Source organism: Rhizobacter koreensis (assembly GCF_013366375.1).
Lineage (GTDB): Bacteria > Pseudomonadota > Gammaproteobacteria > Burkholderiales > Burkholderiaceae_C > Schlegelella_A > Schlegelella_A koreensis.
In genome coordinates this window covers 18611-41956 of sequence record NZ_JABWMJ010000006.1, presented here as the reverse complement: position 1 = coordinate 41956, position 23346 = coordinate 18611, and the positions used below count along the sequence as shown (strand labels likewise).

Annotated in this window: 24 protein-coding genes and 1 tRNA gene; 13 read left to right on the top strand and 12 right to left on the bottom strand. The window is 69.7% G+C overall.

Annotated elements, in window-relative coordinates; genetic code table 11:
- Window positions 1-79 precede the first annotated feature (79 nt).
- The gene (locus HQN59_RS25805) at window positions 80-202 is read left to right on the top strand and encodes an AbrB/MazE/SpoVT family DNA-binding domain-containing protein (protein WP_217704123.1); all 123 of its coding nucleotides are present in this window, start codon (window positions 80-82) and stop codon (window positions 200-202) included.
- A 179-nt stretch (window positions 203-381) separates the two neighbouring features.
- Window positions 382-1320 (top strand): DMT family transporter, encoded by a 939-nt coding sequence (locus tag HQN59_RS13455; protein ID WP_176069632.1) that lies wholly within the window; start codon window positions 382-384, stop codon window positions 1318-1320.
- A gap of 410 nt (window positions 1321-1730) precedes the next feature.
- Here HQN59_RS13455 and HQN59_RS13450 read toward each other — a convergent pair.
- From HQN59_RS13450 to HQN59_RS13440, 3 genes are all read right to left on the bottom strand, one after another.
- A tRNA-Ser gene (locus HQN59_RS13450) sits at window positions 1731-1820 on the bottom strand.
- Between the two features lie 82 nt (window positions 1821-1902).
- Window positions 1903-2268: a DMT family protein gene (locus tag HQN59_RS13445; protein ID WP_425342731.1), complete on the bottom strand. Its 366-nt coding sequence runs from the start codon at window positions 2266-2268 to the stop codon at window positions 1903-1905.
- Window positions 2269-2309: 41 nt separating this feature from the next.
- Window positions 2310-3131: a symmetrical bis(5'-nucleosyl)-tetraphosphatase gene (locus tag HQN59_RS13440; protein ID WP_176069630.1), complete on the bottom strand. Its 822-nt coding sequence runs from the start codon at window positions 3129-3131 to the stop codon at window positions 2310-2312.
- Between the two features lie 47 nt (window positions 3132-3178).
- Here HQN59_RS13440 and HQN59_RS13435 point away from each other — a divergent pair, with 47 nt between their 5' ends.
- The 5 genes from HQN59_RS13435 (at window position 3179) to HQN59_RS13415 (ending at window position 8762) form a co-directional block, all read left to right on the top strand.
- Window positions 3179-4486 carry a hemolysin family protein gene (locus tag HQN59_RS13435; RefSeq protein WP_176069629.1) on the top strand — a complete coding sequence of 436 codons (1308 nt, stop codon included), beginning with the start codon at window positions 3179-3181 and terminating at the stop codon, window positions 4484-4486.
- 61 nt (window positions 4487-4547) lie between these two features.
- Entirely contained in the window at window positions 4548-5954 is a 1407-nt protein-coding gene (pcaB, locus tag HQN59_RS13430) for a 3-carboxy-cis,cis-muconate cycloisomerase (RefSeq protein ID WP_176069628.1), read from the top strand.
- A complete protein-coding gene (pcaCD, locus tag HQN59_RS13425) occupies window positions 5954-7342 on the top strand; it encodes a bifunctional 4-carboxymuconolactone decarboxylase/3-oxoadipate enol-lactonase PcaCD (RefSeq protein ID WP_176069627.1) in 1389 nt (462 codons plus the stop codon). Before pcaB ends, pcaCD begins: the two co-directional genes overlap by 1 nt.
- Before the next feature lie 86 nt (window positions 7343-7428).
- Window positions 7429-8379 carry an MBL fold metallo-hydrolase gene (locus HQN59_RS13420; protein WP_176069626.1) on the top strand — a complete coding sequence of 317 codons (951 nt, stop codon included), beginning with the start codon at window positions 7429-7431 and terminating at the stop codon, window positions 8377-8379.
- Between the two features lie 125 nt (window positions 8380-8504).
- Window positions 8505-8762 carry a hypothetical protein gene (locus HQN59_RS13415; protein WP_176069625.1) on the top strand — a complete coding sequence of 86 codons (258 nt, stop codon included), beginning with the start codon at window positions 8505-8507 and terminating at the stop codon, window positions 8760-8762.
- Between the two features lie 94 nt (window positions 8763-8856).
- On the opposite strand, the gene HQN59_RS26130 is transcribed toward HQN59_RS13415, so the two are convergent.
- Entirely contained in the window at window positions 8857-9855 is a 999-nt protein-coding gene (locus tag HQN59_RS26130; RefSeq protein ID WP_246294907.1) for a hypothetical protein, read from the bottom strand.
- Between the two features lie 338 nt (window positions 9856-10193).
- On the opposite strand from HQN59_RS26130, the gene HQN59_RS13405 reads away from it, so the two are divergent.
- A complete protein-coding gene (locus HQN59_RS13405; protein WP_342451200.1) occupies window positions 10194-11072 on the top strand; it encodes a cytochrome c oxidase assembly protein in 879 nt (292 codons plus the stop codon).
- Between the two features lie 47 nt (window positions 11073-11119).
- On the opposite strand, the gene HQN59_RS13400 is transcribed toward HQN59_RS13405, so the two are convergent.
- From HQN59_RS13400 to HQN59_RS13365, 8 genes are all read right to left on the bottom strand, one after another.
- Window positions 11120-11497: a hypothetical protein gene (locus HQN59_RS13400; RefSeq protein ID WP_176069624.1), complete on the bottom strand. Its 378-nt coding sequence runs from the start codon at window positions 11495-11497 to the stop codon at window positions 11120-11122.
- Window positions 11498-11500: 3 nt separating this feature from the next.
- Window positions 11501-12166, bottom strand: a complete 666-nt coding sequence (locus HQN59_RS13395; protein WP_176069623.1) for a cytochrome c oxidase subunit 3 — start codon at window positions 12164-12166, stop codon at window positions 11501-11503.
- A complete protein-coding gene (ctaD, locus tag HQN59_RS13390; protein WP_342451214.1) occupies window positions 12163-14067 on the bottom strand; it encodes a cytochrome c oxidase subunit I in 1905 nt (634 codons plus the stop codon). Before ctaD ends, HQN59_RS13395 begins: the two co-directional genes overlap by 4 nt.
- A gap of 29 nt (window positions 14068-14096) precedes the next feature.
- Window positions 14097-15152 carry a cytochrome c oxidase subunit II gene (coxB, locus tag HQN59_RS13385; RefSeq protein ID WP_342451199.1) on the bottom strand — a complete coding sequence of 352 codons (1056 nt, stop codon included), beginning with the start codon at window positions 15150-15152 and terminating at the stop codon, window positions 14097-14099.
- The gene (locus HQN59_RS13380) at window positions 15149-15712 is read right to left on the bottom strand and encodes a c-type cytochrome (RefSeq protein ID WP_176069621.1); all 564 of its coding nucleotides are present in this window, start codon (window positions 15710-15712) and stop codon (window positions 15149-15151) included. Before HQN59_RS13380 ends, coxB begins: the two co-directional genes overlap by 4 nt.
- Window positions 15709-16626, bottom strand: coding sequence for a substrate-binding domain-containing protein (locus tag HQN59_RS13375; protein WP_176069620.1), 918 nt, complete (start codon window positions 16624-16626; stop codon window positions 15709-15711). Before HQN59_RS13375 ends, HQN59_RS13380 begins: the two co-directional genes overlap by 4 nt.
- Complete coding sequence (locus tag HQN59_RS13370) at window positions 16607-18367, bottom strand: methanol/ethanol family PQQ-dependent dehydrogenase (protein ID WP_342451198.1); 1761 nt, start codon at window positions 18365-18367, stop codon at window positions 16607-16609. Before HQN59_RS13370 ends, HQN59_RS13375 begins: the two co-directional genes overlap by 20 nt.
- Window positions 18368-18484: 117 nt before the next feature.
- Window positions 18485-18718, bottom strand: coding sequence for a hypothetical protein (locus tag HQN59_RS13365; RefSeq protein ID WP_176069618.1), 234 nt, complete (start codon window positions 18716-18718; stop codon window positions 18485-18487).
- A 529-nt stretch (window positions 18719-19247) separates the two neighbouring features.
- Here HQN59_RS13365 and HQN59_RS13360 point away from each other — a divergent pair.
- From HQN59_RS13360 to HQN59_RS13340, 5 genes are all read left to right on the top strand, one after another.
- The gene (locus HQN59_RS13360; protein ID WP_176069617.1) at window positions 19248-20597 is read left to right on the top strand and encodes a tyrosine-type recombinase/integrase; all 1350 of its coding nucleotides are present in this window, start codon (window positions 19248-19250) and stop codon (window positions 20595-20597) included.
- A 332-nt stretch (window positions 20598-20929) separates the two neighbouring features.
- Window positions 20930-21247, top strand: coding sequence for a hypothetical protein (locus tag HQN59_RS13355; RefSeq protein ID WP_176069616.1), 318 nt, complete (start codon window positions 20930-20932; stop codon window positions 21245-21247).
- Between the two features lie 13 nt (window positions 21248-21260).
- Window positions 21261-21935, top strand: a complete 675-nt coding sequence (locus HQN59_RS13350; protein WP_176069615.1) for a hypothetical protein — start codon at window positions 21261-21263, stop codon at window positions 21933-21935.
- 116 nt (window positions 21936-22051) lie between these two features.
- Window positions 22052-22471, top strand: a complete 420-nt coding sequence (locus HQN59_RS27020; protein WP_425342730.1) for an HNH endonuclease — start codon at window positions 22052-22054, stop codon at window positions 22469-22471.
- Window positions 22461-23333 (top strand): hypothetical protein, encoded by an 873-nt coding sequence (locus HQN59_RS13340; protein WP_176069613.1) that lies wholly within the window; start codon window positions 22461-22463, stop codon window positions 23331-23333. The genes HQN59_RS27020 and HQN59_RS13340 overlap by 11 nt, the downstream gene beginning before the upstream one ends.
- Window positions 23334-23346: the final 13 nt, after the last annotated feature.

Genomic DNA, 23346 nt, shown 5'->3' with positions numbered 1-23346 from the left:
CGACGATGCACCGTCACCCTGACTGCGCTCGTTGCACAGCCGGCGCGTCGGCGTGGTCAGCTGGCCCGGGGAGCTCACCGTGGCCGAGCGACATGCCTCGTCGTGTCGCAACGCACGCAACCGGGCGGTCCGCATTCCGCGCGAGTTGGAGTTCGAGCTCGAGGGCACCGAGGTCGTGATGCGTGAGGAGGCGACCCACTGATCCTCGCTCCTGTTTGCAGGGATCGTCTGGTGCAACTGGTGGCGTCGTGGGAGCCGCTGCTGGGGAAAGCGGCCGCGCGATGGTCACTTCCATGGCTTGGGTGAACGCTGCACCGTCCGCGTGGCACCCCGTACAGTGGCGGCGGACGCCAGCGTCTGCACATCGGCAACTCCACTGGTATGGCACCCCTGAACGCCCCTCGACCTCTGCTCGGCATCGCCCTCGTGATCGCCGCCGCCAGCGCGTTCGCGGTCATGGACACCACGATCCGCTACGTCGGCAGCTACTTCTCGGTGGCCCTGGTCCTGTGGACTCGTTACGGCCTGCACGCGGCGATCATGACGCTGTGGATCGTCGTGTCGAGGCAGCGCTCGTTCCGCACCGCCAACCCGATGTTCCAGATCGCGCGCGGCGCGCTGCTCGCGTTTTCCTCGGCGATGGCCTTCGCCGCGCTGCGCCGCATGCCGGTGGCGGAGTTCACCGCCATCGTCATGTTGACGCCGGTCGTCGCGACGCTCGTGGCACGCGTCTGGCTCAAGGAACGCATCTCGCCGCTGCGCTGGGGCCTGGTGGTCGGCGGCTTCGTCGGTGCGCTGGTCGTGGTCCGTCCCGGCAGCGGCATCATCGGCTGGGCGGCGTTGCTGCCGCTGGCGGCGGCGTTCTCCAACGCGACCTTCCAGATCATGACCAGCCGCTTCGCGCCGCACGAGGACCCGTTCACGACCAACTTCTACACGGGCGCGACGGGCATGGCGATCGCCACGCCGATCCTGCTTGCCAGCGTGGCCGATCCGATCGATGCGCTGATGGCTGCTCCCGGGTCGCAGGTCGCCGCGTTGGCCGCGGTCGCGGTGCTCGGCACCAGCGGGCACCTGATGCTGATCATGGCGCTGAGCAAGGCGCCGCCGTCGACGCTGATGCCGTTCCAGTACGCGCAGCTCGCGGTCGCCGCACTGGCGGGCTACATCGCGTTCGGGGTCGTGCCCGACGGCTGGGGCTGGGTCGGCATGGCGATCATCGGCAGCTGCGGTGCGGCGAGCGCCTGGCTCAACGTGCGCGCCGCGGCCGAGAAGCAGCGCCCGGTCACGGCGGTGGCGGCCGACACGGTCTCGGACTGAGCCGCACGCCCTTCGGTGCCGGGTCCGCCGCAGGAGGCGCAACCACTCGCGCTGCACGCGTCGACTTGGCCGCGGTCCGCTTGCGAACGCGGCGACGATCTCGTCGCGCGTGTTCGTCACCGGCCCGTGCGGCGCCGCCGCCTCGCCGATGCGCCCGAACATCGCGGAGCACGATGGGCACTTCAGGCAGGCCGCGCAGATCGCAGCTCGTCAGCGACGGCGTCGTGCAGTTCGCTGCCCAGGCGCCTTCCAGCCGTCGTCGCACCGGCCGCGCCCATGCAGTGGTCGCCCCACGCTTGCATCGGCCGCGCTCGTGTCCCGAGCCGATCGCTGCGCTGACACGCGACCGATGAAGATGGGGGGAAGCGAGACTGTTCGGGCCAACAGAGAACGCTGCGGGGCGGGCACCTTGGCGGAGACGGTGAGATTCGAACTCACGGAGGGGTTGCCCCCTCGGCAGTTTTCAAGACTGCTGCCTTAAACCGCTCGGCCACGTCTCCGGGGTGCGGCGCGGGCTCTCACGAGCGCGCGGGCGCGGCGATTCTGACACGTGCCCGGCGCGCGGCAGCGCGGTCGGGCGCTTCAGACCGCGAAGATGAACACCGCGGCGGCGAGCATGCACACGCTCGCAGCCAGGTAGTTCCAGCGCAGCGGCTCGCCGAGGAAGGTCACCGAGAACACCGCGAACACCGCGAGGGTGATGATCTCCTGCGTGATCTTGAGCTGCGCGGTGGTGAAGGTCTGGCTGCCGATGCGGTTGGCCGGCACCTGCAGGCAGTACTCGAAGAACGCGATGCCCCACGAGACGACGATCGCGAGCAGGAGCGGCGAGCTTTTGTAGCGCAGGTGCCCGTACCAGGCGAACGTCATGAACACGTTCGAGGCCAGCAGCAGCACGATGGCCACCAGCGAGGGCGGCAGGTTCGAGAGGAAGGTGGGCACGGAAATCTCGTCAGTCGGGCGTGGCGGGATGGCTCGATCGCGTCGCGTCAACCCGGGCGCTGCGCCTCGGCGCATTCGACGCTGATGTGGTCGCGGCGGCCGCCGTCGATGCGCACGGCGGTGAGGCGTCCGCCCCAGACGCAGCCGGTGTCGAGGGCGAGCAGGTCGGGGCGGCTCATGAAGCCGAGCGTCGACCAGTGGCCGAACGCGATCGGCACGCCGGCGGTGCGCCGCCCGGGTGCGTCGAACCACGCGTAGTGGCCGGGCGGGGCGGCGGTGACGCTGTCCTTGAGCCTGAAGTCGAGGCGGCCGTCGGCGTCGACGAAGCGGATCCGGGTCAGCACGTTGAGCGCGAAGCGCAGGCGATCGCCGCCGGCCAGTTGGTCGGACCAGCGCGACGGCTCGTTGCCGTACATCACGTGCAGGAAGTCGGTGAGCGCGGGACTCTGCAGGTGATCCTCGAGCTCGCCCGCGAGCTGCAGCGTGAGCGCGAGGTCCCACTGCGGCACGACGCCGGCGTGCACCATCAGCCAGCCGTGCTCGTGCACCGCCATCGGCCGCTGGCGCAGCCAGTCGATCCACTCGGCGCGGTCGGGCGCGTCGAGGATGTCGTTGAGGGTGTCGCTCGCGTGCAGCGGACGCACGCCGTGCGCGGCGGCGAGCAGGTGCCAGTCGTGATTGCCGAGCAGGCACACCGCCGAGCTGCCGAAGCTCTTCAGGCGCCTCAAGGTGGCGAGCGATTCGGGCCCGCGGTTGACGAGATCGCCAAGCACGTGGATGCGGTCGCGCGACGCGCTGAAACCGATTTCGTCGAGCAGGCGGTCGAGGGCGGAGCAGCAGCCCTGCACGTCTCCGATGAGATAGATCATCGATCGATTCTGCTACGCTCCCCTGCCGTTATCGATGCGCGCCCCGCATGGACGTTGCCCTACTGCTCTTCCTGCTGCTGCTGAACGCGCTGTTTGCGATGTCCGAAATGGCTCTGACGGCGAGCCGCAAGGCCCGTTTGCAGGTGATGGTGGAATCGGGCGACAGCGCCGCCCGCCACGCGATGGACCTGCACGAGAACCCGACCAAGTTCCTTTCGGTGGTGCAGATCGGCATCACCTCGATCAGCATCCTCAACGGCATCGTCGGCGACGCCGCGTTCTCGGCACCGTTCGCACGCTGGATCAACGAAAGCTTCCCGCTCGGCGCGCGTGCCTCCGAGATCACCGCAACCGCGCTGGTCGTCGTGACGATCACCTTCTTCAGCATCGTGCTCGGCGAGCTGGTGCCCAAGCGGCTCGGGCTGCACTTTCCGGAGACGATCGCGCGCCTGGTGGCGCGGCCGATGGAATGGCTGTCGCTGATCGCGTCCCCGTTCGTGCGCCTGCTCTCGACGAGCACCGAAGGCACCTTGCGCCTTCTGGGCGTGCGCGGCGAGCCGGACCGCAGCGTGACCGAGGAGGAGATCGCCGCCAGTCTCGAGGAAGGCCTCGACGCCGGAGTCATCGAGCGGCAGGAGCACCAGATGGTGCGCAACGTGTTCCGCCTCGACGATCGCGAGGTCGGCTCGATGATGATTCCGCGCGCCGAGATCGTCTGGCTCGAATCGACCGGCTCGGCCGAGGACGTGTTGCGCATTCTCGAGAACGACGAGCACGCGCGCTATCCGGTGTGCCGCGGTGGCCTCGACGACGTGCTCGGCGTCATCTCGGCGCAAAGCCTCCTGCAGCAGACGCTGCAGGGCAAGCCGCTCGACCTGACCGAAGGGCTGCAGCCGCCGGTCTACGTTCCCGAGACCTTGTCGGGCATGGAATTGCTCGAGCACTTCCGCGCGTCGAGCGCGCAGATCGTGTTCGTGGTCGACGAGTACGGCGAGGTGCAGGGGATGATCACCGTGCGCGACGTGCTCGAGGCGATCACCGGCGAGTTCACGACCCATCTCGACGACGACTCGTGGGCGGTGCGGCGCGAGGACGGCAGCTGGCTGATCGACGGCCTCATCCCGACCCCGGAGCTGAAGGACCGCCTCGAGCTGCGCGAGCTGCCCGAGGAAGACCGCGGCCGCTACAACACGCTGGCCGGCATGATCATGCTGCTGCTCGGGCGCCTGCCCGAGACCGCCGACTCGGTCGAGTGGGAAGGCTGGCGCTTCGAGGTGGTCGACCTCGACGGCAAGCGCGTCGACAAGGTGCTCGCGACCGCGCTGCCGAAGGAAACCGCCGAGGCCGGCGCATGACGTACGGGCTCGCGCGGCGCGCGCATCCGGCCGCTGCCTCGTCGCCTCTGGGGTGCACGCGATGAGCGCGCCGCTCTTCGAAGGCTTTCTCGCCAGCGCCGAGATGGGCGACGTGTTCGCGGCGCCTGCGCTCGTGCAGGCGATGCTCGACTTCGAGGCGGCGCTCGCGCGCGCCGAGGCCGCAGAGGGCGTGATCCCGGCGGCCGCGGGCAATGCCATCGCCGCCGCGTGCCGCGCCGACCGCATCGATGTCGACGCGCTCGGCGGCGCCGCGCGCAGCGCCGGCAGCCTCGCGATCCCGCTCGTCAAGCAGCTCACCGCGCGCGTGGCGGAAGTCGATGCCGACGCCGCTTCGTACGTGCACTGGGGCAGCACCAGCCAGGACGTGATCGATACCGGCATGGTGCTGGCGACGCGGCGCGCCCTCGCGCTGATCGACGCCGACCTCGACGCCTTGTGCGCGCACCTGTTCGAGCTGGCCGATCGGCACCGCGACGCGCCGATCCTCGGCCGCACCCTGCTGCAGCCGGCACAGGTCGAAAGCTTCGGCTTCAAGCTCGTCGGCTGGCTCGCGCCGCTGGTGCGCACGCGGGCGCGCCTCCACGCGTCCGGTGCGGCGGCGCTGCAGCTGCAGCTCGGCGGTGCGATCGGCACTCTTTCGGCACTCGGCGCGCACGGCCCGGCGATCGCCGAACGCATGGCGCGCGAGCTCGGCCTCGGCGTCGCGCCCGGCGCGTGGCACACGCAGCGCGACACCTGGGTCGCGCTCGCCTGCGACGTGGGGGTGCTGTGCGGCGGGCTCGGCAAGATCGCGCGCGACCTGTCGCTGCTGGCGCAAGGCGAAGTCGGCGAACTTGCCGAGCCGAGCGGCGGCGGCCGCGGCGGGTCGTCGGCGATGCCGAACAAGCGCAACCCGGTGGCGTCGATGATCGCGCTGGCGGCGGCGACGCGCGCGCCGCAGCGCGTGGCGGCGCTGCTCGCGGCGATGCCGCAGGAGCACGAGCGCGGGCTCGGCAATTGGCAGGCCGAACTCGCCGAGTGGCCGTCGCTGTTTCTTTCGGCACACGGCGCGCTGGGCGCCCTCGCCGACGCGATCGGCGGCCTCGACGTCGCGACCGACCGCATGCGCGCCAACATCGACGCGCAGGGCGGGCAGGTGTTCGCCGAGGCGGTCGGGCTGCTCGCCGGGCGCGTGGTCGGCAAGTCGAAGGCGCACGCCTGGCTCGAGCAGCTCTCGCGGCGTGCCTTCGCGGAGCGCCGGCACCTGCGCGAGCTCGTGCGCGAAGCGCTTGCCGCCGACGCGCGTCTGGCCGGTGCGATCGGCGCCGAGGCGCTCGATGCCGCGTTCGACGTCGACGCGGCGGCGCGTGCCGCGGGCGAGCTCGCGGCGCGCCAGCTCGCGCCGTTGCGGGCGACGCATGCGGCCCTCGGCGCGAGCCGACCATTCGAGAGCAGAGGAACCGACTGATGGGACACGATGTGCGCGGGACCGGATCGGCAAGCGGTGCGGCCGGTGACCCGGGCCGGAGCGATGGCATCGCCGGCAGCGCTGCCGCCGGCGACGCCGCGGCGGGCACACTTGGTCAGACCAACCCGCCCGCATCGGCGCATGCGGAGGGCGCCGCATCGCCTGCCGACGACCGCCTCGACGACTTCGCTCGCGGCCTCAGGAACCGTCGCGCGGTGCTCGGCGATGCATGGGTCGAGCAGTCGACCGCCAGGGCGACCGCCTTCAACGCCGATTTCCAGAGCCTGATCACGCAGTACGCGTGGCACAGCATCTGGGGCCGCCCGGGGCTCGACCACACCACGCGGCGCCTGCTGGTGCTCGGCATGACCATGGCGCAGGCGCGCTGGGAGGAATTCGAGCTTCACTGCCGCGCCGCCATCCAGCACGGCGTCTCGCTCGAGCTGATCAAGGAGACGCTGATGCAGGGCGCGATCTACTGCGGCGTGCCGGCGGCCAACACGGCATTCAAGCTGACGCAGGACATCCTTCGTGCCGAGGGGCGGCTGCCCGAGCCGCAGCCGCTCACGCCCGGCCCGCGGGTCGCGCTGCACCACACCTTCAGCCAGCCGCAGCTGAAGGTCGCCGTGCAGGGCCGCAGCGACGCCTCGGCGCTGCCGATCGTGCTGAGCCATGCGCTCGGTCTCGACCTGCACATGTGGGACGCGCTCGCCGCGCGGCTCGGCGCCGACCACGCGGTGCTGCGCTACGACCACCGCGGCCACGGCGGGTCGACGGTGCCGCCGGGGCCGTACACCATGGACCAGCTGGTCGACGACGCCGCGAGGGTGATCCGCGAATGGGGCCGCGGGCCGGTGGTCTGGGTCGGCCTCTCGCTCGGCGGCATGGTCGGGCAGGGCCTGGCGATCCGCCACCCCGAGCTGGTGCGCGGCGCGGTGTTCGCCAACACCACCTCGCGCTATCCCGAAGCCGCGCGCGCGCTCTGGGGCGAACGCATCGCGCGCGTGCAAGAGGGGGGCATCGACGCCATCGCGACGATGGTGATGGAGCGCTACTTCCACCCCGGCTTCCGCGCCGCGCGACCCGACGTGGTCGCCGGCTTTCGTCGCACGCTGCTGGCGAGCGATCGCGCCGGCTACGTGGCGAGCGCGCAGGCGGTCGCCGGGGTCGACTGGACCGACCGGCTCGCTGCGGTGCGCTGCCCGACGCTCGTGATCGCCGGTGCCGACGACGCGGGTGCGCCGGTCGAGATGTCGGAGGCGATCGCGTCGCGGGTGCCGGGCGCCGAGCTCGAGGTGTTGCCGGAGGCGTCGCACCTCAGCGTGATCGAGCAGCCGGAGCGCTTCGCGGCCGCGGTGCAGGCTTTCCTGGCGCGGCTCGCGGCCTGAGCAGGGCGGCGCAGCAGGCGTCGCTCGCGCCCGGTGCGGCTTACGATCGCTCGATCGCCCGCGCGCGGGCATCAACCGACACCGCCATGAGCAAAGCGTTCGCATCGCAGGCCGACCTGCAGGACAAGCAGGTCACGTTCACCCGGCTTTCCGACAATGCCTACGCCTACACCGCCGAAGGCGACCCGAACACCGGCGTCATCGTCGGCGACGACGCGGTGATGGTGGTCGACACCCAGGCGACGCCGCGCATGGCCGAGGACGTGATCCGGCACATCCGCGGCGTCACTGACAAGCCGATCCGCTACGTGCTCATGAGCCACTACCACGCGGTGCGCGTGCTCGGCGCGAGCGCCTACCGCCCGCAGGAGATCATCGCCAGCGAGGACACGCGCGACCTCATCGTCGAGCGCGGCGCGGCCGACATGAAGAGCGAGATCGAGCGCTTTCCGCGCCTCTTTCGCGACGTCGAGTCGATCCCCGGCCTCACCTGGCCGACCATCACGTTCAAGGGCGAGATGACGCTCTGGCTCGGCTCGCTCGAGGTGCGGCTGATCCAGCTCGGGCGTGGTCATACCAAAGGCGACACGGTCGCGTGGCTGCCCGCGCAGCGCATCCTCTTTAGCGGCGATCTCGTCGAGTACGGCGCGACGCCGTACGCCGGCGATGCCTACTTCACCGACTGGCCGCAGACGCTCGACTCCGTCGAGGCGCTGCAGCCGGTGGCCCTGGTGCCGGGGCGCGGCGCGGCGCTCACGTCACCCGAGATGGTGGCGGCCGGCATCTCGGGCACGCGCGACTTCGTGCGTGACGTCTATGCCTCGGTGCAGGCCGGCGTGCGCGCGGGCGCCGACCTGCGCACCGTGTACCGCGACACGCACGCTGCGCTCGCGCCCAAATACGGCCACTGGGTCATCTTCGACCACTGCATGCCGTTCGACGTGACGCGGGCGTACGACGAGGCCACCGGCCATCGCGATCCGCGCATCTGGACCGCCGAGCGCGACAAGGCAATGTGGGAGTCGCTCGCCGCCTGACCGGGGTGACGATGCGGGCGCACCGTCTGCGCCCTCGGCAGCACCGCACGTCGGCGGCCGCGGGCAAGCCCCGGCGCCGCGCACGCCGAATGCCTAAGATCCCTGGCCTACTCATCTGACCTTCCATGGATTCGAACGCGTCGCCGACCTGCCCCGATTGCGGGTTCCGCATCTTCAACCGGCGGTATCCGAAGTGCGAATCGTGCGGCGCGCTGCTGCCCGACTCGATCGTCTACACGAGCGCCGAGCGTTCGGCGATCTTCGAGGCGGAGCGCCTCGGCCGCGAGGCGCGCGAGCGTGAAGCCCGCGCCCGCGAGAGCGACACCGTCAGCGGCGTGCCGGACGAGCTGGCCGCGACCGAGACGATCATCCGCTTGAGCTGAAGGGACGAGCGGCCGCACGAAGAACGAGCGCCCGCAGGCGCTCGCCCGAGCGTGGCGCGGCGCGCGCTGGCGCGCCCCACGCCGCGCGCCGATCTCAGCGCTGCGCGCGATCCCAGGCGGCGCGCGCCGCCGGCCGTGCCTCGTCCCAGCTGAGGCGCGAACTGCCGCGGGTGCGGTTCCACTCGGCGCCGAGGTCGCTGTCGGCGGCATCGAAGTCGCTACCCAAGCGCGAGCGGCTGTTGTAGCCGACGGCATAGGCGGGCCGGTAGTCGTCGTACGTGCGGTCGGCCGACGCGTACGGCGCACGCGCGTGCGCCTCGCTCCAGTAGCGGTCCTCCTCCTGCGGGTTCACGACCTCGGCAGCGCCGTGACCGACCGCGCTGCCGGCCGCGGCGCCGATCGCCGCGCCGGCCGCCATGCCGATCGGACCGCCCGCGGCGCCCACCGCCGCGCCGGCGAGCGCGCCGCCGCCGGTGCCGACGCCGCTCGCCAGGTGATGGTCGCCCAGGTCGTCGCTCGCCTTCGGGTTCACCACTTCGGCGGCGCCCTTGCCGGTCATGCCGCCGGCGATTGCGCCGATCGCGGCACCCGCCGCCATGCCGATCGGACCGCCGGCGGCGCCGATCGCCGCGCCGGTCGCGGCACCGCCGGTGGCGACGGCTCCGGTCGCGAGGTTGTGCTCGTGCAGTTCGTCTTCGGGCTTCGGGTTCACGACCTCGGCGGCGCCCTTGCCGGCCATCCCGCCGGTGGCGGCGCCGATCGCCGCACCGGCGATCGCGCCCACCGGTCCGGCGGCCGCGCCGATCGATGCGCCGGTCACCGCGCCCGCGCCGGCACCGAGTCCGGTGCCGACCTTGTGCTCGTCGGGCGCGCCGCCCTGCGTCGGGTTCGCCGATTCGGCGACGCCCTTGCCGGCAAGGCCGCCGGCGACCGCTCCCACCACCGCACCGGCGATCGTGCCGATCGGGCCGGCGATCGAGCCGGCCGCCGCGCCGGCAAGCGCGCCGCCGGTCGCGCCGACGCCCGTACCCACCGGATGGGAACCGGGCTCGTCGGTCAGCGGGTCACGATTCTGGGGATCTTTCTGGCTCATGTTTTTCTCCTGGGTTGAAGCCGGTTGCAGCGCCATGCCTCGGCCGGCTGCGGGAAGCGCCTCCGCGTCGCCGCGATCGCATGGTGTGGACCCCGCCGCGGCGTTCCGGTCGGACAACGACGAAGATGCTGTAGGCGCCTTCCTCACCCCGACGCGCGGTCGGCGTCGATGCAGGCGGCTCGGGTGACCGCGCCGACGCGCATCGGGCTGCAGCGGGGTCGGGCAACATCGGCTCTTCACGACAGCCGGAGCGATGCCACGTGGCAATGAGACAGGACGAGCGGGCGCGGCTTGCCGCAGGCGGCACGTCGGAGCGAAGGCCGCGCCTTCGATGCGCCGTGGCAGCGCTGCTCGCGGCGTGTCCCGCGCTCGCGTTCGCCCATGCGGCCGAGGCTGGGCGGCCGGCGCTCGCGTGGACCTTCGAGCCGTGGGTGATCGCGCTGCTCGCGCTCAGCGGCGGCGCCTACGCCGTCGGCGTCGCCCGTCTGTGGTCGCATGCGGGCGCTGGTCGGGGCCTCGGCGCGCGTGCGGCGGCGGCGTTCGCGTGCGGCTGGATCGTTCTCGTGATCGCGCTGGTCTCGCCCGTCGACGCGCTCGGCGGGCACCTCTTCGCCGCGCACATGGTGCAGCACGAGCTGTTGATGGTGGTCGCGGCGCCGCTGCTCGTGATGGGGCGCCCGCTCGCCGCGTGGAGCTGGGCGCTGCCGGCGGGCTGGCGCGCGCCGACCGGCCGCTTCTTCCACCGCCCGGCCTGGCGTGCGCCGTGGCTGGTGCTGACGGGTGCGCTCGCGGCCTGGCTGCTGCACGCGCTCGCGCTCTGGCTCTGGCACGTGCCGGCGTGGTTCGACGCGGCGCTCGCGCACCCTGGCATGCACACGCTGCAGCACCTCGCGTTCGTGGTCACCGCGCTGCTGTTCTGGTGGAGCGTGCTCGGCGTCGTCACGCGTCAGGACCGCGCGATCGCGCTGGCGTCGCTGTTCACCACCATGCTGCATACCGGCGCGCTCGGCGCGCTGCTCGCGCTCGCGCCGCTGCCGTGGTACTCGGCCTATGCCGAGACCACGCTCGCGTTCGGCATGACGCCGCTCGAGGACCAGCAGCTGGGCGGACTCGTCATGTGGGTGCCGGCCGGCGTGGTCTACGTCGGCTGCGCGCTGGTGCTCGCGGCGCAGCTGCTCGGCAGGCGCCCGCTCGCGCGGCGCGCGGGCACGGCCTGAAACGCGCGCCGCGGGTCAGTACGTCGCGACCCGCTGCACCGTGCGGATCAGTGGCACGGCGACAGCACCCAGACCGGGAACCACATCGCAGCGATCGCGAGCGACGCGAATGCGCCGACGAGCGTCGCCATCAAGGCGACGAAGCGCGGCCGCGACGCCACCTTGCCGGCATCGCTGTCGGTCACCGGCCGCACGGCGTCGGCGGACCGCGCGCTGCCGGCCCAGGCGCGCCATGCGAGCAACGTCATCGCGACCGACGCCGCGAGCGTCAGCGCCGACACGACGTGCAACGCGGTCGACGACTGGGCCTCGCAGGCCGGCCAGACCATCGCGTAGACGATCGACTGGTAGCCGAGCGCGAGCAGCGGAGCGAGCAGCAGCGCGGGCCACGCCAGCAGGTCGGAAGCGGGCAGGCCGGCGCGCATGGCTCAGCCCCGCGCGCCCCAGTAGACGACCGCGTAGATCGGCAGCCAGCTCAGCACGACGAAGTACCAGTAGAGGGCGTTCTCGCTGACGTCGACGAAGCGCCGGCCTTCGAGCGGCCCGGTGAAGAAGAGCACGTTCAGCACGGTCGTGTCCCAGGTGTCGGTGACGAGGTGGATCGTGTGCAGCATCATCAGCATCCACACGATCGAGCCGTAGGCGTCGCTGTCCCAGCGGCAGTTGAGCGCCTGGAACTCGAGCCAGCGGATGCCGAGGAAGACGAACGAGACCAGCACGCAGACCGTCAGCCAGCGCTTGACGCCTGCGCGGTCGAGGCGCCGGGCCGCCTTCTTGACGAGGTGGTTCGGCCACATGCTGAGCACGAGGATCGCCGTGTTGACGCTGCCCCACAGCAGATCGGGCGCCGGCGTGCTCATCGGCCAGAGGTCGGCATGCGCGCGCAGGTAGAAGTAGGCCATCACCGCGAGCGCGAACACCGTGCTCTCGATGGCCATCAGGCCCGCGGTGCCCCACCACATGAGGCTGCGGTGGCTGAAGCCGAAGGTCGGCAGCTCGCGCACGTCGAGCGCCGAACCGACCTCGCGGGCGAGCGCGAGCGCCTGCGCCTGGCCCTCGGCCGCGCTGTGGTCGACGGGGTGATACGCCTTCATGGCTGGCGTTCCAGCGCGAGGTGCTTGGCGGTGTCGACCCGGCGCGGCCAGAACCAGATGGTGGCGGCGATGCCGACCGGCAGCAGGCCCCAGATCAGCGCCCAGGGCGTGAAGATCGTGCCGACGAAGAGCACCGTGGTCGCGAGCGCGGTGACGAACGGCCAGATCGTCGGCTTCGGGAACGACTCGCGCGAGTCCGGCCGGCCGTCGAGCACGGTCGTCATCAGCACCTCGCGACTCTCGGTGGCGAGGCCCGCGACGTGGGTTGGCTCGGGCCAGGGCTCCCACATCGGGTCGCGTGCGTGCACCACCGGCAGCGCGGGCCAGTTGCAGGCGGGCGGCGGCGATGCGGTCGACCACTCGAGCGTGTTGCCGCCCCACGGGTCGTTGCCGGCGATCTGGCCGTGCCTGAGGCTGCGGAACACGTTCACGACGAAGAGCAGCACGCTGATCGCGATGACGAGCGCGCCCAGCGAGGCCAGTGCATTGAGCGGCCCCCAGCCCATCTCGGCCGAGTAGGTGTACACGCGCCGCGGCATGCCTTGCATGCCGAGCACGTGCATCGGAAAGAAGGCGACATTGAAGCCGATGAAAAAGAGCCAGAAGTTCCACTTGCCGAGGCGCTCGCTCATCAGACGGCCGGTGAACTTGGGGTACCAGTAGTAGATCGCGCCGAACAGCGGGAAGACCGCGCCGCCGATCAGCACGTAATGCAGGTGGGCGACCACGAAGTAGGTGTCGTGCACCTGCAGGTCGATCGGCACGGCAGCCAGCATGAGACCGGTCAACCCGCCCATGACGAGGATGAAGAAGAACGCCAGCACGAAGAGCAGCGGCGTCTTGAAGTTGAGCTTGCCGGTCCAGAGCGTCGCGATCCAGCAGAAGATCTGTACCGCCGACGGGATCGCGATCATCAGGCTCGCCGCCGTGAAGAAGCTCTTGCCGAGCTCGGGCAGGTTGGTCGCGAACATGTGGTGCACCCACAGTCCGAACGCGAGGAAGCCGGTCGCGATGAGCGACAGCACCATCGCCGTGTAGCCGTAGATCGGTCGCCGCGCGAAGGTCGCGATGATGGCCGACAGGAAGCCGAGACCGGGGATGAAGATGAAGTAGACCTCGGGGTGCCCGAAGAACCAGAACAGGTGCTGCCAGAGGATCGGGTCGCCGCCTTCGGCCGGGTTGAAGAAATGGGTGCCGACCAGACGGTCGGTGATCAGCGCGGTGCTGGCGAGCATGACGGCGGGCATCGCGAACATCACCATGAAGGCAGTGACCACCATGCCCCAGACGAAGAGCGGGATGCGGTTCAGGCTCATGCCCGGCGCCCGCAGCTTGAACACCGTGGTCACGAGGATGATGGCTTCGAGCAGCCCCGACAGCTCGGTGAACGTGATGAGCTGGGCCCAGAAATCGACCCGCTTGCCGGGCGAGTACTGGGGGCCGGAAAGCGGCACGTATGCGAACCAGCCCGCGTCGGGGCCGACGTTGAGCACGAACGCGACGTAGAGCATCACGCCGCCGAACAGGAAGATCCAGAACGCGAACGCGTTCATGCGCGGGAAGGCGACGCTGCGCGTGCCGATCATCAGCGGCACCAGGTAGACCGCGACGGCCTGCATCACCGGAACGGCGAACAGGAACATCATGGTCGAGCCATGCATCGTGAAGAGCTGGTTGTAGAGGTCGGGCCCGATCAGCTTGCTTTCGGGCCTCGCGAGCTGCAGCCGCATCAGCGCGGCGAGCAGGCCGCCGGCGACGAAGAAGCCGAATGCGGTGACGATGAAGCGGCGGCCGATCGCCTTGTGGTTGATGGCCGAAAGCCAGCCCACGAAGCCGGGCGGGTCGCTCCAGGCGCGCTCGAGGTTCTCGATGTCCTCGCGCGTCGGTGGCACCGAGTTCACGGCGGGGTGCGGACGAACCGCGGCATCGCTCACTTCAGGCTCTCCAGGTAGGCCGCGAGCGCGCGCAGGTCGGCGTCGGGCAGCGTCGACGCGGGCATGTTGGCGCCCGGCTTGATCTTCTGCGGGTCCTTGATCCAGCGGAACAGGTCCTCGGGCGTGTTGGCCAGCGTGCCCGAGGCGAGAGTGCGGCGCCCGCCGACGTGCGTGAGATCGGGGCCGCTGCGCGCGTGCGCGTTGGTGCCCTGGATCGCGTGGCACATGATGCAGGTGGTGCCGAGGAACACCTGCTGGCCGCGCACGAGCAGCGGGTCGGTCGGCGTACCCGCCTCCTGGCGCTGGCGTGCCGCCCACGCGGCGAACTGCTCGGGCGGATCGGCGACCACCTCGAACGCCATGAACGCGTGCTGGAAGCCGCAGAACTCGGCGCACTGGCCGCGGTAGACGCCGGGCGTGTCGGCGCGGAACTGCAGCACCGTCTCGCGCCCGGGAATCAGGTCCTTCTTGCCCGACAGGTTGGGAACCCAGAGCGTGTGGATGACGTCGTTCGAGGTGAGCTTCACGACGACCGGCCTGCCGACCGGCACGTGCAGCTCGTTGGCGGTGGTGAAGGTCTCGGACTCGGGCTTGCCGGCGTAGGTGACGGACCACCACCACTGATGACCGGTGACCTCGATGTGCACCGCGTCGTCGATCGGCAGATGGGCGAGCGCGCGGTCGGTCCACACGCTCGCGACCAGCAGGGCGAGCAGGCCCACCACCGACAGCAGCGTCGCGACGACGACGCTGCGATAGGGGCCCGGCTCGTGGCGATCGACGCTCGAGACGTCGGGCGGCGTGCCTTCGCCGGCGCGCGGGCTGCGCCAGAGCGCGACGCCGAGCGCGATCAGGATCGCCGCGAACACGATGCTGCAGGTGACGAGGAAGACGTCCCACAGGCGCCCGATGTGGGCCGCCTGCACGCCGGCCGGCGCGAGCATGTCGTGCGCGCCGGTCGGCAGCGGTGCGACGCCTTGCGCGAGCACCAGCGGCGCGGCCAGGCAGCCGGCGCCGAGCAGCGCCAAGGCGACGGGGCGACAGCGTTTCACCGCTTCATCTCCGGTGGCGCCTCGGGAACCACCTTGGGCTTTTCGGTGCGGCGCGTGTTCTCGGGCCCGGCGCCGCCGGACAACGCATCGGCGCGGCTCGGCGCGACATCCTTGCGCAGCTGTCCGCTCATCGAGCGCACGTAGGCCACGATCTGCCAGACCTGGTCGGACGAGATCCGGCCTCCGAACGACGGCATGCCGTTCGGCCGGCCCTGCACGATGGTCGTGTAGATGTCGCCGGGTGCGCTGCCGTAGAGCCACTCGTCGTCCATCAGCGGCGGGCCCATGTTGCCGCCGCCGTTGCCGTGGCAGCCGCTGCAGTTGTACCAGCGGAAGAGCCGCTGGCCCTGCGAGACGGCATAGGCGTTGTACTCGTAGGCCGACGCCTGCGGCACGGGCGTGGTGGCCGGCTGCAGCGGCTCACGAGCGCCGGGCTTGAGCGCCGACTGACGGCCCGCCGCCGGCGCCGAGCCCGCGGCTGGCGACTCGACGAGGCGCTGCTCGCGGTAGCACCCCGCCAGCGCCGCGGCCGCAAGCACCGCGAGCGCCCAGCGCATCATGGCCGGTGCTCCTCGCCGCCGGCGGCGGCGGCCGTGGTGCTCGCGCGGAACGGCCGGCGCGGTACGGCGAAGTCGTCGAGGATCGCGGCGATCTCGGCGGCGCGCCGCTCCAGCGCGTCGTCGAGGCGCTGGCGCAGCGCACGATCGCCCTTGCGCACGCCCATCGCGATCGAGAACTCGAACGGCAGCGCGACGTCGGCCGGCGCCTGGGCCGGTGCCAGGCGCATCGGCACGCTGCTTCGCGCCGCGAAGTAGCCGGCCTGCGGCCCCCACAGCAGGGCAGCGTCGAGACGCCCGGCGGCGAGGTCGTCGACCGCGCGCTGCGCGGCCGGGCCTTCGCCGAACACCGGGTAGCCGACGACGCGCTCGAGCGCGCCATGGCGCGCGAGCGCGTGGCCGGGTGGCGTCGCGGCGGCGTCGTCGCCGATCAGCTGCACGCCGATGCGCAGGCGCGCGAGGCGCGGGTCGTCGAACGACGCGAGCGCCTCGCGCGCGTCGGCACGGTTCACGAACACGTAGCCCGAGCGGTAGTACGGGCGCGTCGTCAGCACGCGATCGAAGCCGGCCGGCACGCCGATGAACACGTCGCACAGACCCGCGCCGATCGACTTGCGCACGAAGCCGCGCACCTGCGGCAGCCACGCGTACTCGAGGCGCCAGCCGAGGTCGTCGGCGATCATCTGCGCGATGCGGTTCTCGAAGCCCGAGCGGTCGGCGCGCGAGAAGGGCAGGTTGTCGGGGTCGGCGCAGACGCGCAGGCGCGCGGGCTGCGGAGCGCCGTCGCTCGCCGCTGCAGCAGGCGCGTCGGCCGCAGGGGCGTCGGCTGCCCGAGCCCCGGGTGCGCTCAGCGCGGCAGCGCAGGCCACCGCGAGCGCCAGCACGCGGCCGAGCGCGTCAGGGCAGCGCGAAGACATAGAGCGTCCCGCCCTTGGTGGTGTGCTGCGGCAGGTCCTTCATCGCGTTGGCGAAGCCCATCGCCGCGGAGCCGTCGCGCACGTCGAGCGCGCCGCTCACCACCGCGCCGGCCCAGCCGCCGACGCCCGACAGCACCGCGATGTACTGCTTGCCGTCGGGGCCGCGATAGCTGACCGGCTGGCCGATGATTCCGGACGCCGTCTTGAACTGCCAGAGCTGCTTGCCGGTCTTCGCGTCGACCGCCTTGAACCAGCCTTCCATCGTCCCGTAGAAGACCACGTCGCCGGCGGTCGCGAGCGCGCCGCTCCAGACCGGGAAGTTCTCCTTGATGCTCCAGGCCTTGCGCCGCGCGACCGGGTCCCATGCGCTGAACTCGCCGCGGTTGCCGCCCGGCCCCGGGTTCATCTTGTTGTCGACGCCGACGTACGGCGTGCCGGCGATGTAGCTGACCTCGAAGGTTTCGGTGTCCTGGCACAGGTTCTGGTGCGGGACGTAGAGCAGCCGGGTACGTGGCGACCACGCCGACGGCTGCCAGTCCTTGCCGCCCGGCGACGTGGGGCAGATGTTGCGAACCACGCGGCCGGCGCGCGGCTCCTTGTCGGGGTTGTAGATGAGGCGGCCCGTCCTGAGGTCGACGCCCTTGGTGGTGGTGATCGGCACGAAGGCGTCGGCCGACAGCACCTGGCCGGTCGCACGGTCGAGCACGTAGATGTAGCCGTTGCGGTCGGGGTGGACCAGCACCTGGCGCGTGCGCCCGCCGATCGGCAGGTCGACCAGCACGTTCTCGTTGACCCCGTCGTAGTCGTGCAGGTCGTGCGGGCTCCATTGGTAATACCAAACGGCCTCGCCGGTGTCGGGCCGGCGCGCGAAGACGCCGGCGGTCCAGTGGTTCGAGCCGGGGCGCTGCTCGGGATTCCACGGCCCGGGGTTGCCGGTGCCGTGGAAGACGAGGTCGAGCGCCGGGTCGTACGAGACGAAGCCCCAGACGTTGCCGCCGCCGAGCTTCCAGGCACCGCCGGGCCACGTGGCGACGCCGAGGTCCTTGCCCCGGTCCTGCGGGTAGAACGGCTTGAAATTCGGGCCGATCAGCACGTCCTTGTCGGGGCCGGTGCTGTAGGCCCGCCACAGCATGCGGCCGCTGGCGACGTCGAGCGCGCTGATCCAGCCGCGCACGCCCATCTCGCCGCCGCTGTTGCCGACCAGCACCTTGTCGCGCACCACCAGCGGCGCCATCGTGACGGTCTCGCCGATGTTGATGTCGCCGAGCCGCGTGCGCCACAGCTCGCGGCCGGTCTTCGCGTCGAGCGCAATGGTGTGGGCGTCGAGCGTGTTGATGATCACGCGCCCGTCCGCGTAGGCGGCGCCGCGGTTGACGAGATCGCAGCAGGCGACACCCCGCGCGTTGGGGTCGGGCTTGGGGTCGAACGACCAGCGCAAGCTCCCGTCGTTCTTCGTCAGGTCGAGCGCGTAGACGTAGTTCGGGAACGCGGTCACCACGTACATGGTGTCGCCGATCACCAGCGGCGCCGCTTCCTGGCCTCGCTCGACGCCGAGCGGGAACGTGAAGGCGAGCCTGAGGTTGGCGACGTTGCCGGTGCCGATCTCGGCGAGCGGGCTGAAGCGCGTGTTGGCGGGGTCGCGCGCCGCCGAGGGCCATTCGCCGTCCGCAGGGTCGGCCGCGCCGGCGAGCTGCGCGAGCGCCACGCCGACCGCAGCCAGCATCGCTTTCCAGGGCTTCACGAGGTCACGCCTCGGCATGCACTCATCGTCGCTCTCGCTTGTCTCACATCACTTGGCCAGCGGGTGGCGAACGTCACCGCCGGGCTAACGCCGGGCGCTGGTGCGTGGCTGACACGCTCACGCGCCCGCGGGCGGCGTCTTCTGCTTCTGGTACGTGGCGTCGGTCGCCTCACCGCGATCGGTCTGGCGCCTGCCTTCGTCGAGGTCGGTCTTGGCCTGCCGGATCACGTCGCGCGGTTCGCTGGTGCCGCTGTCGGACGACTCGTCGCGCTCGTGCGGCTGGCGCGGTGCTTCCTCGCCTTGCACCGCGCTGTTGGTCTTGCCGGGATGATCGCTGGGGTTGGAGGGCATGTCGGTTCCTGCCAGTTGCCTTGCAGCGAAGCGGCAAGCCGTGTGCCGAAACCGGGTGAGAACGCCCCGATGTGGTGCTTCATTGGGGTTTGTCAGAGTGCCACATGTCGCCGCGCGTCTCGCGCCTCGGCGTTTGCGCCGCGCAAGCGGCGTGGCAGGCATGGAGGAGGCTTCCAGGGCGCGGTCGCTGCGGGCGCTCCGGGGCATGGCGGCCGACCTGAGGCCCCAAAAAGAAAAAGCCCCTCGAAAGCGCTCTTCTCGATCGCGCCGTCGGGCGCTGGCTATGTCGCAACCCCGCTACCGGGGCGTCGAGCGTGTGATCTGGTGCCGGTGAGAAGAGTCGAACTCCCGACCTTCGCATTACGAATGCGCGGGATCGGAGGTTGATACGAGTTTTCCCGCGTTGATTTGGGACGGTTGTGGACACGCTCCCTCCTATGGGCGAGGCGTTCGTCTGATCCCGGATCGTTGATTGCCATTCCACGCGATTTCACCGAAACTCTTACACGAACTCTTACAGGGCGTGTTGGTGGCCAAGGTCAAGTTCACTGCAGGACGGCTGGCGGCGTTCGAGTGCCCGGCGGACAAGGCGCAGGCGTTCTTGTGGGATGTCGAGACGCCTGGCCTCGCTGTCAGGGCCACGTCCGCTGGCGTCAAGGCGTTCGTTTTCCAGCGGCCGTTCAACGGGCAGAGCCCTCGGATCACTATCGGCCGTCTGGACGCCTGGCGGATATCGGACGCCCAGTCCAGGGCTCGCGAGCTTCAGCGCCTCATCGACTCGGGGCGCGACCCGCGGCAGGTGAAGGCGGAGAGCCTCGCGGAGGATGCCGCCAAGCGTTCGCGTGACACGGTTGGGGCGCTCACGGTCGCTGAGGTTTGGCCGCGGTACATGGCCGAGGGCAAGCCGCGCCGAAAGGCGGCATGGAAGCCGCGCTACGTTGCTGATCTGCTCAAAGCAGCTGATCCTGGCGGTCGACCCAAGAAGCGAGGCAAGGGGCTGACCAAGCCCGGGCATCTGGCTGCCCTGATGCCGCTGCGACTAGCCGAGATCAACCAGGACGTGATCCGAGATTGGTATCGGTCCGAGGCACGCACGGCCCCCATCCAGGCGGCTCGGGCTGTAGCGATGTTCTCCGGCTTCTTGGGCTGGTGCTCGACCAAGAAGGACCTTCGTGATCTTGTGGATCGGAACGCAGCGCGGGCCAGCGACCTTGGCGACGTGTTGCCGGGGGTCAGCCGCCGACGCGATGCGCTGGAGGTGGATCAGCTTGAAGGGTGGTTTGCTGGCACCGAGAAGCTCCGGAACCGAGTCGCGGCAGCGTACCTGCAGGTGCTCGTGCTCACGGGCGCCCGCCGGGAGGAACTGGCTTCCCTCGCGTGGGCGAACGTGGATTTTCGCTGGAAGAAGCTGACGATTGCCGACAAGGTAGACGCGACAAGGGTGATCCCACTCACCCCATATGTGGCTGCGCTGCTGAGACGGCTCCAAGACCAGCGGTCAACCGATGAGCTTCGAAACCCCTTCGTTTTCGCGAGCAACGTTAGCGATTCTCGGCATATTGCCGAGCCTCGCGGTCCCCATGCGGAGGTCCTCGCAGATGCCGGGATTCCTCACGTGTCGATCCATGGCCTACGGCGTACGTTCTCGCTGTTGGGGGAGGCCGCTGGAGCGCCGGCTGGTGCGATCGCGCAAGTCATGGGGCACAAGCCGAGTGCGGTCGCCGAGGGCTACAGGCCTCGTTCCACGGATGCGCTGAGGCCGTTCCTGCTGCAGATCGAGCGCTTCATTCTGGAGAAGGCCAAGGTTGATGTCCCTGAGGAAGACTCCTCAGCTCTGGCGCTTCGCATCGTTGCAGGGGCCACAAAAAGTAGCACCTAAACAGCTTGACGGCCCGACCCTAAGGATTACGATATCAATCGATGAAGACGAACCCCGCTCAACGCGGAGGCTCCGGGCGAGGGCAGGGGCGTAAGCCTCTTGATCCAGACGATGCGACTGTAGGGGTGAGCCTGAAGATGACCGCTTCGCAGCGCGAAAAGCTCCGGCGCCTGGGCGGAGCTTCGTGGGTGAGGGAGCGCATCGACAAGGCCAAGGAGCCGGAATGATTTCCAAAGCGCCACCGCCCGCTAGGCGGTAAGTCGGGGACGGACGCTGGTGACACAGCAACCGCCCCCTAACCACAACGTGCAACCTGAAAGGACGCGCACATCATGGCTGAAACGAAGTCTATCGGAGCCTCGGAGCGTGGCTTGTATCTCACCGGTACGTCCGACCGCAAGGTTTCCGACCGCGAGGTACAGGAGCGCGCGTATTTGGCGCTACACGCTACGTGGGAGATTGACGGGTTGGCCGAGTCCGCTCTCCGCGAGCTTGGTGACGACATCGAGGCGCTAGCTGTCCGGGGCATGCTCGTGCGTATCCGCGGTCTCACCAGCATTCAGATGGACGCCGCTGACGCGGCCTCTTCTATCGAGGACGGCTACGAACGGCTACGCGGCTACCCCGTGGAACGGCTCCAGCGGGCCTGAGGGAGGCGCGCCCATGAGCAAAAAGACACCTGATCGAGCCTCAGCTAACCAGCCGCTCGAAATCGACTGCGCGGCTCTGGCTCTGCGCAAGCTCATGACTGAGCAGTGCCGCATGCCCGACGGCATCGCTACGTATTACAGCGGCACCCGCGCTCAGTTCATGGCGGCCGGGTTCCCGGAGCGGAGCTTGCCGACTCCGAAGGGAAGGCGCACGAAGCTCCGACTAGCACCCGGGGGAAGCGCCTACCAGCCCCAAGCAGACGCGTGGATCTCTCCCGACGAGGACGGCAACATTGAACTTGAGATTCACTGGAGTGGCAACCTAGGAAACTGTGGCCATCTAGCACTGACCGAGATCGCCCGCACGGCGTCGAGAGCTGTCGCCGGTTGGGCACTACCAAGAGGCTGGAATTCCAAGGAGGTTCCTACGGACCGGCTCTTTGACTATCCGGAGATCGTCAAGAACTACGGGCTCCCGCGCGACAGGCGCTTCAAGTACACGCCAGAGTTTTTGCGGCAGCTGCACAATCTCGCCCACACCGTATTCCTTACCATCTGTGCGGGGGAAGTGTTACCGATCGAGGCCGCGCCGGCCGTTCCGATGGAGGTTCCGGAAGCCGACACGCTCGGTGCAGAGAGATTGGCTCGAGCACTCATTGCAAGCGCCAAAGGCCAGCACGGGGCATAGGCGTGGAGGACATAAGCCTGCTATCTCGGCCTTTGATCGGCGGGCCCTTCGGAGCTGGTCGTTATGTGCTCGCCTCTCGGCCATGCGTGGTGAATGGCCTGCACGCCGTCCGATTCATGGTCCTAGACCCAGCCGCCGGGGCCGTGCTTAGCATCGCAGACGAGAAGACGGCGGCTCTGCGAGGCGCGCGTAACCTGCTCAGGGTTGAGGCCTGTCGGTCAGCGGACGCAGCGCGCGAGGCCGGCCAGTTCGAGCTGTGGCCTGCCGACTTGGTGGCGCCAATTCAGCCATCGCCGCGAGCTAAGCCGGTTTCACGGCGGCGCCGCGAAATCTTCCAGAAGTGCGCTGGCTGCTGCCACTACTGCGCGCGACCCCTTGAGCTTGCTGGCTCGTGGCACATCGAGCACATGCTGCCGCGAGCGCTTGGAGGAGCCGACGAGATCAGCAACCTTGTGGCGGCCTGCATTCCGTGCAACCTTTCGAAGAGCGACCGTACGGCGATCGAGTTCGTCTTGGAGGCAAAGGGTGGACGCTAAGAGCGCCGACAAAGCTAAAGGCTCTCCGGTGCTCTTAGAGAAACAGTCGATCTCGGCGGCGGGCGAGCGCGAGGCCGGAGGGCGCTTTACCTTCCATCGCTCGGCTCGGCCTCGGCACATACCGCAGCAGCTGCGGGCCCTGAGCCCCGAAACAGAAATCTTGTGTGAGTGGGAATTCAGCGGGTGGAGCGGTGCGGCCGCAGGTCGGGCGGACGAATATGTCGCGTACCTTGAAAGCATCATGGAACGCCAAGCTGAAGGCTTCTTTACGATACTGGAAGCCGCTCAGGTTCTTGCAGACGCCCGCTCGGGAAGCGACCCCACGACGATCATGAAGCAGATGCTTCGCGCCTTCCACAGAGGGGAGCTTGCGATTCGCGATCCCAACGACCGCATCAGGAAGGCGAACACGGATGTTGTTCGGGAATACTTAGATTTGGTGAGCGTCTCCGACATCAACGCGTGGCTCAAGCGAGACGGAGCTGGGTATTCCTTCCCAGCGCTGCTGGACGAAGTGGACGGTGACGACGCTTGGCGCTCCCGAGATGCGCTACTGGACGAACCGGCGCCGGTACTCCCAAGTGTTTCGATAGATGCTACGGCTGTGGGACAGGAGCAGGGTCTCACGAGACGGGAGAGGCAAATCAGGGCCATCCTCGACGAGATCGTGAGTAGCGGGCAAGATCCCATGGCTGTGCCCAGCAAGGGGGCAGTCCGCAACGCTTGCCTGGCGAATCGCAAGGATCTGTTCGGAAGTCCCTCGCAGTTTGATGAAGCGTGGAAGGACGCTGGCACTGGCAGTCGGCTGAAGCACAAGAACCACGCAGACTTCACAAGGGGCCGACCGCTCCGACGGAAGTAGGGGAAAGATGCCC

Excerpts from the sequence above, each read along its gene's own strand:
- HQN59_RS13400 (WP_176069624.1), bottom strand. The coding sequence starts at position 11,497 with ATGCGCGCCGGCCTGCCCGCTTCCGACCTGCTGGCGTGGCCCGCGCTG.
- HQN59_RS13415 (WP_176069625.1), top strand. The coding sequence starts at position 8,505 with ATGGATTCGAACGCGTCGCCGACCTGCCCCGATTGCGGGTTCCGCATC.
- HQN59_RS27020 (WP_425342730.1), top strand. The coding sequence starts at position 22,052 with ATGGTCCTAGACCCAGCCGCCGGGGCCGTGCTTAGCATCGCAGACGAG.
- HQN59_RS13420 (WP_176069626.1), top strand. The coding sequence starts at position 7,429 with ATGAGCAAAGCGTTCGCATCGCAGGCCGACCTGCAGGACAAGCAGGTC.
- HQN59_RS13455 (WP_176069632.1), top strand. The coding sequence starts at position 382 with ATGGCACCCCTGAACGCCCCTCGACCTCTGCTCGGCATCGCCCTCGTG.
- HQN59_RS13440 (WP_176069630.1), bottom strand. The coding sequence starts at position 3,131 with ATGATCTATCTCATCGGAGACGTGCAGGGCTGCTGCTCCGCCCTCGAC.
- HQN59_RS13355 (WP_176069616.1), top strand. The coding sequence starts at position 20,930 with ATGGCTGAAACGAAGTCTATCGGAGCCTCGGAGCGTGGCTTGTATCTC.
- HQN59_RS13380 (WP_176069621.1), bottom strand. The coding sequence starts at position 15,712 with ATGATGCGCTGGGCGCTCGCGGTGCTTGCGGCCGCGGCGCTGGCGGGG.
- HQN59_RS13365 (WP_176069618.1), bottom strand. The coding sequence starts at position 18,718 with ATGCCCTCCAACCCCAGCGATCATCCCGGCAAGACCAACAGCGCGGTG.
- HQN59_RS13435 (WP_176069629.1), top strand. The coding sequence starts at position 3,179 with ATGGACGTTGCCCTACTGCTCTTCCTGCTGCTGCTGAACGCGCTGTTT.
- HQN59_RS13395 (WP_176069623.1), bottom strand. The coding sequence starts at position 12,166 with ATGAAGGCGTATCACCCCGTCGACCACAGCGCGGCCGAGGGCCAGGCG.
- HQN59_RS13350 (WP_176069615.1), top strand. The coding sequence starts at position 21,261 with ATGAGCAAAAAGACACCTGATCGAGCCTCAGCTAACCAGCCGCTCGAA.
- HQN59_RS13375 (WP_176069620.1), bottom strand. The coding sequence starts at position 16,626 with ATGTCTTCGCGCTGCCCTGACGCGCTCGGCCGCGTGCTGGCGCTCGCG.
- HQN59_RS26130 (WP_246294907.1), bottom strand. The coding sequence starts at position 9,855 with ATGAGCCAGAAAGATCCCCAGAATCGTGACCCGCTGACCGACGAGCCC.
- pcaB (WP_176069628.1), top strand. The coding sequence starts at position 4,548 with ATGAGCGCGCCGCTCTTCGAAGGCTTTCTCGCCAGCGCCGAGATGGGC.
- pcaCD (WP_176069627.1), top strand. The coding sequence starts at position 5,954 with ATGGGACACGATGTGCGCGGGACCGGATCGGCAAGCGGTGCGGCCGGT.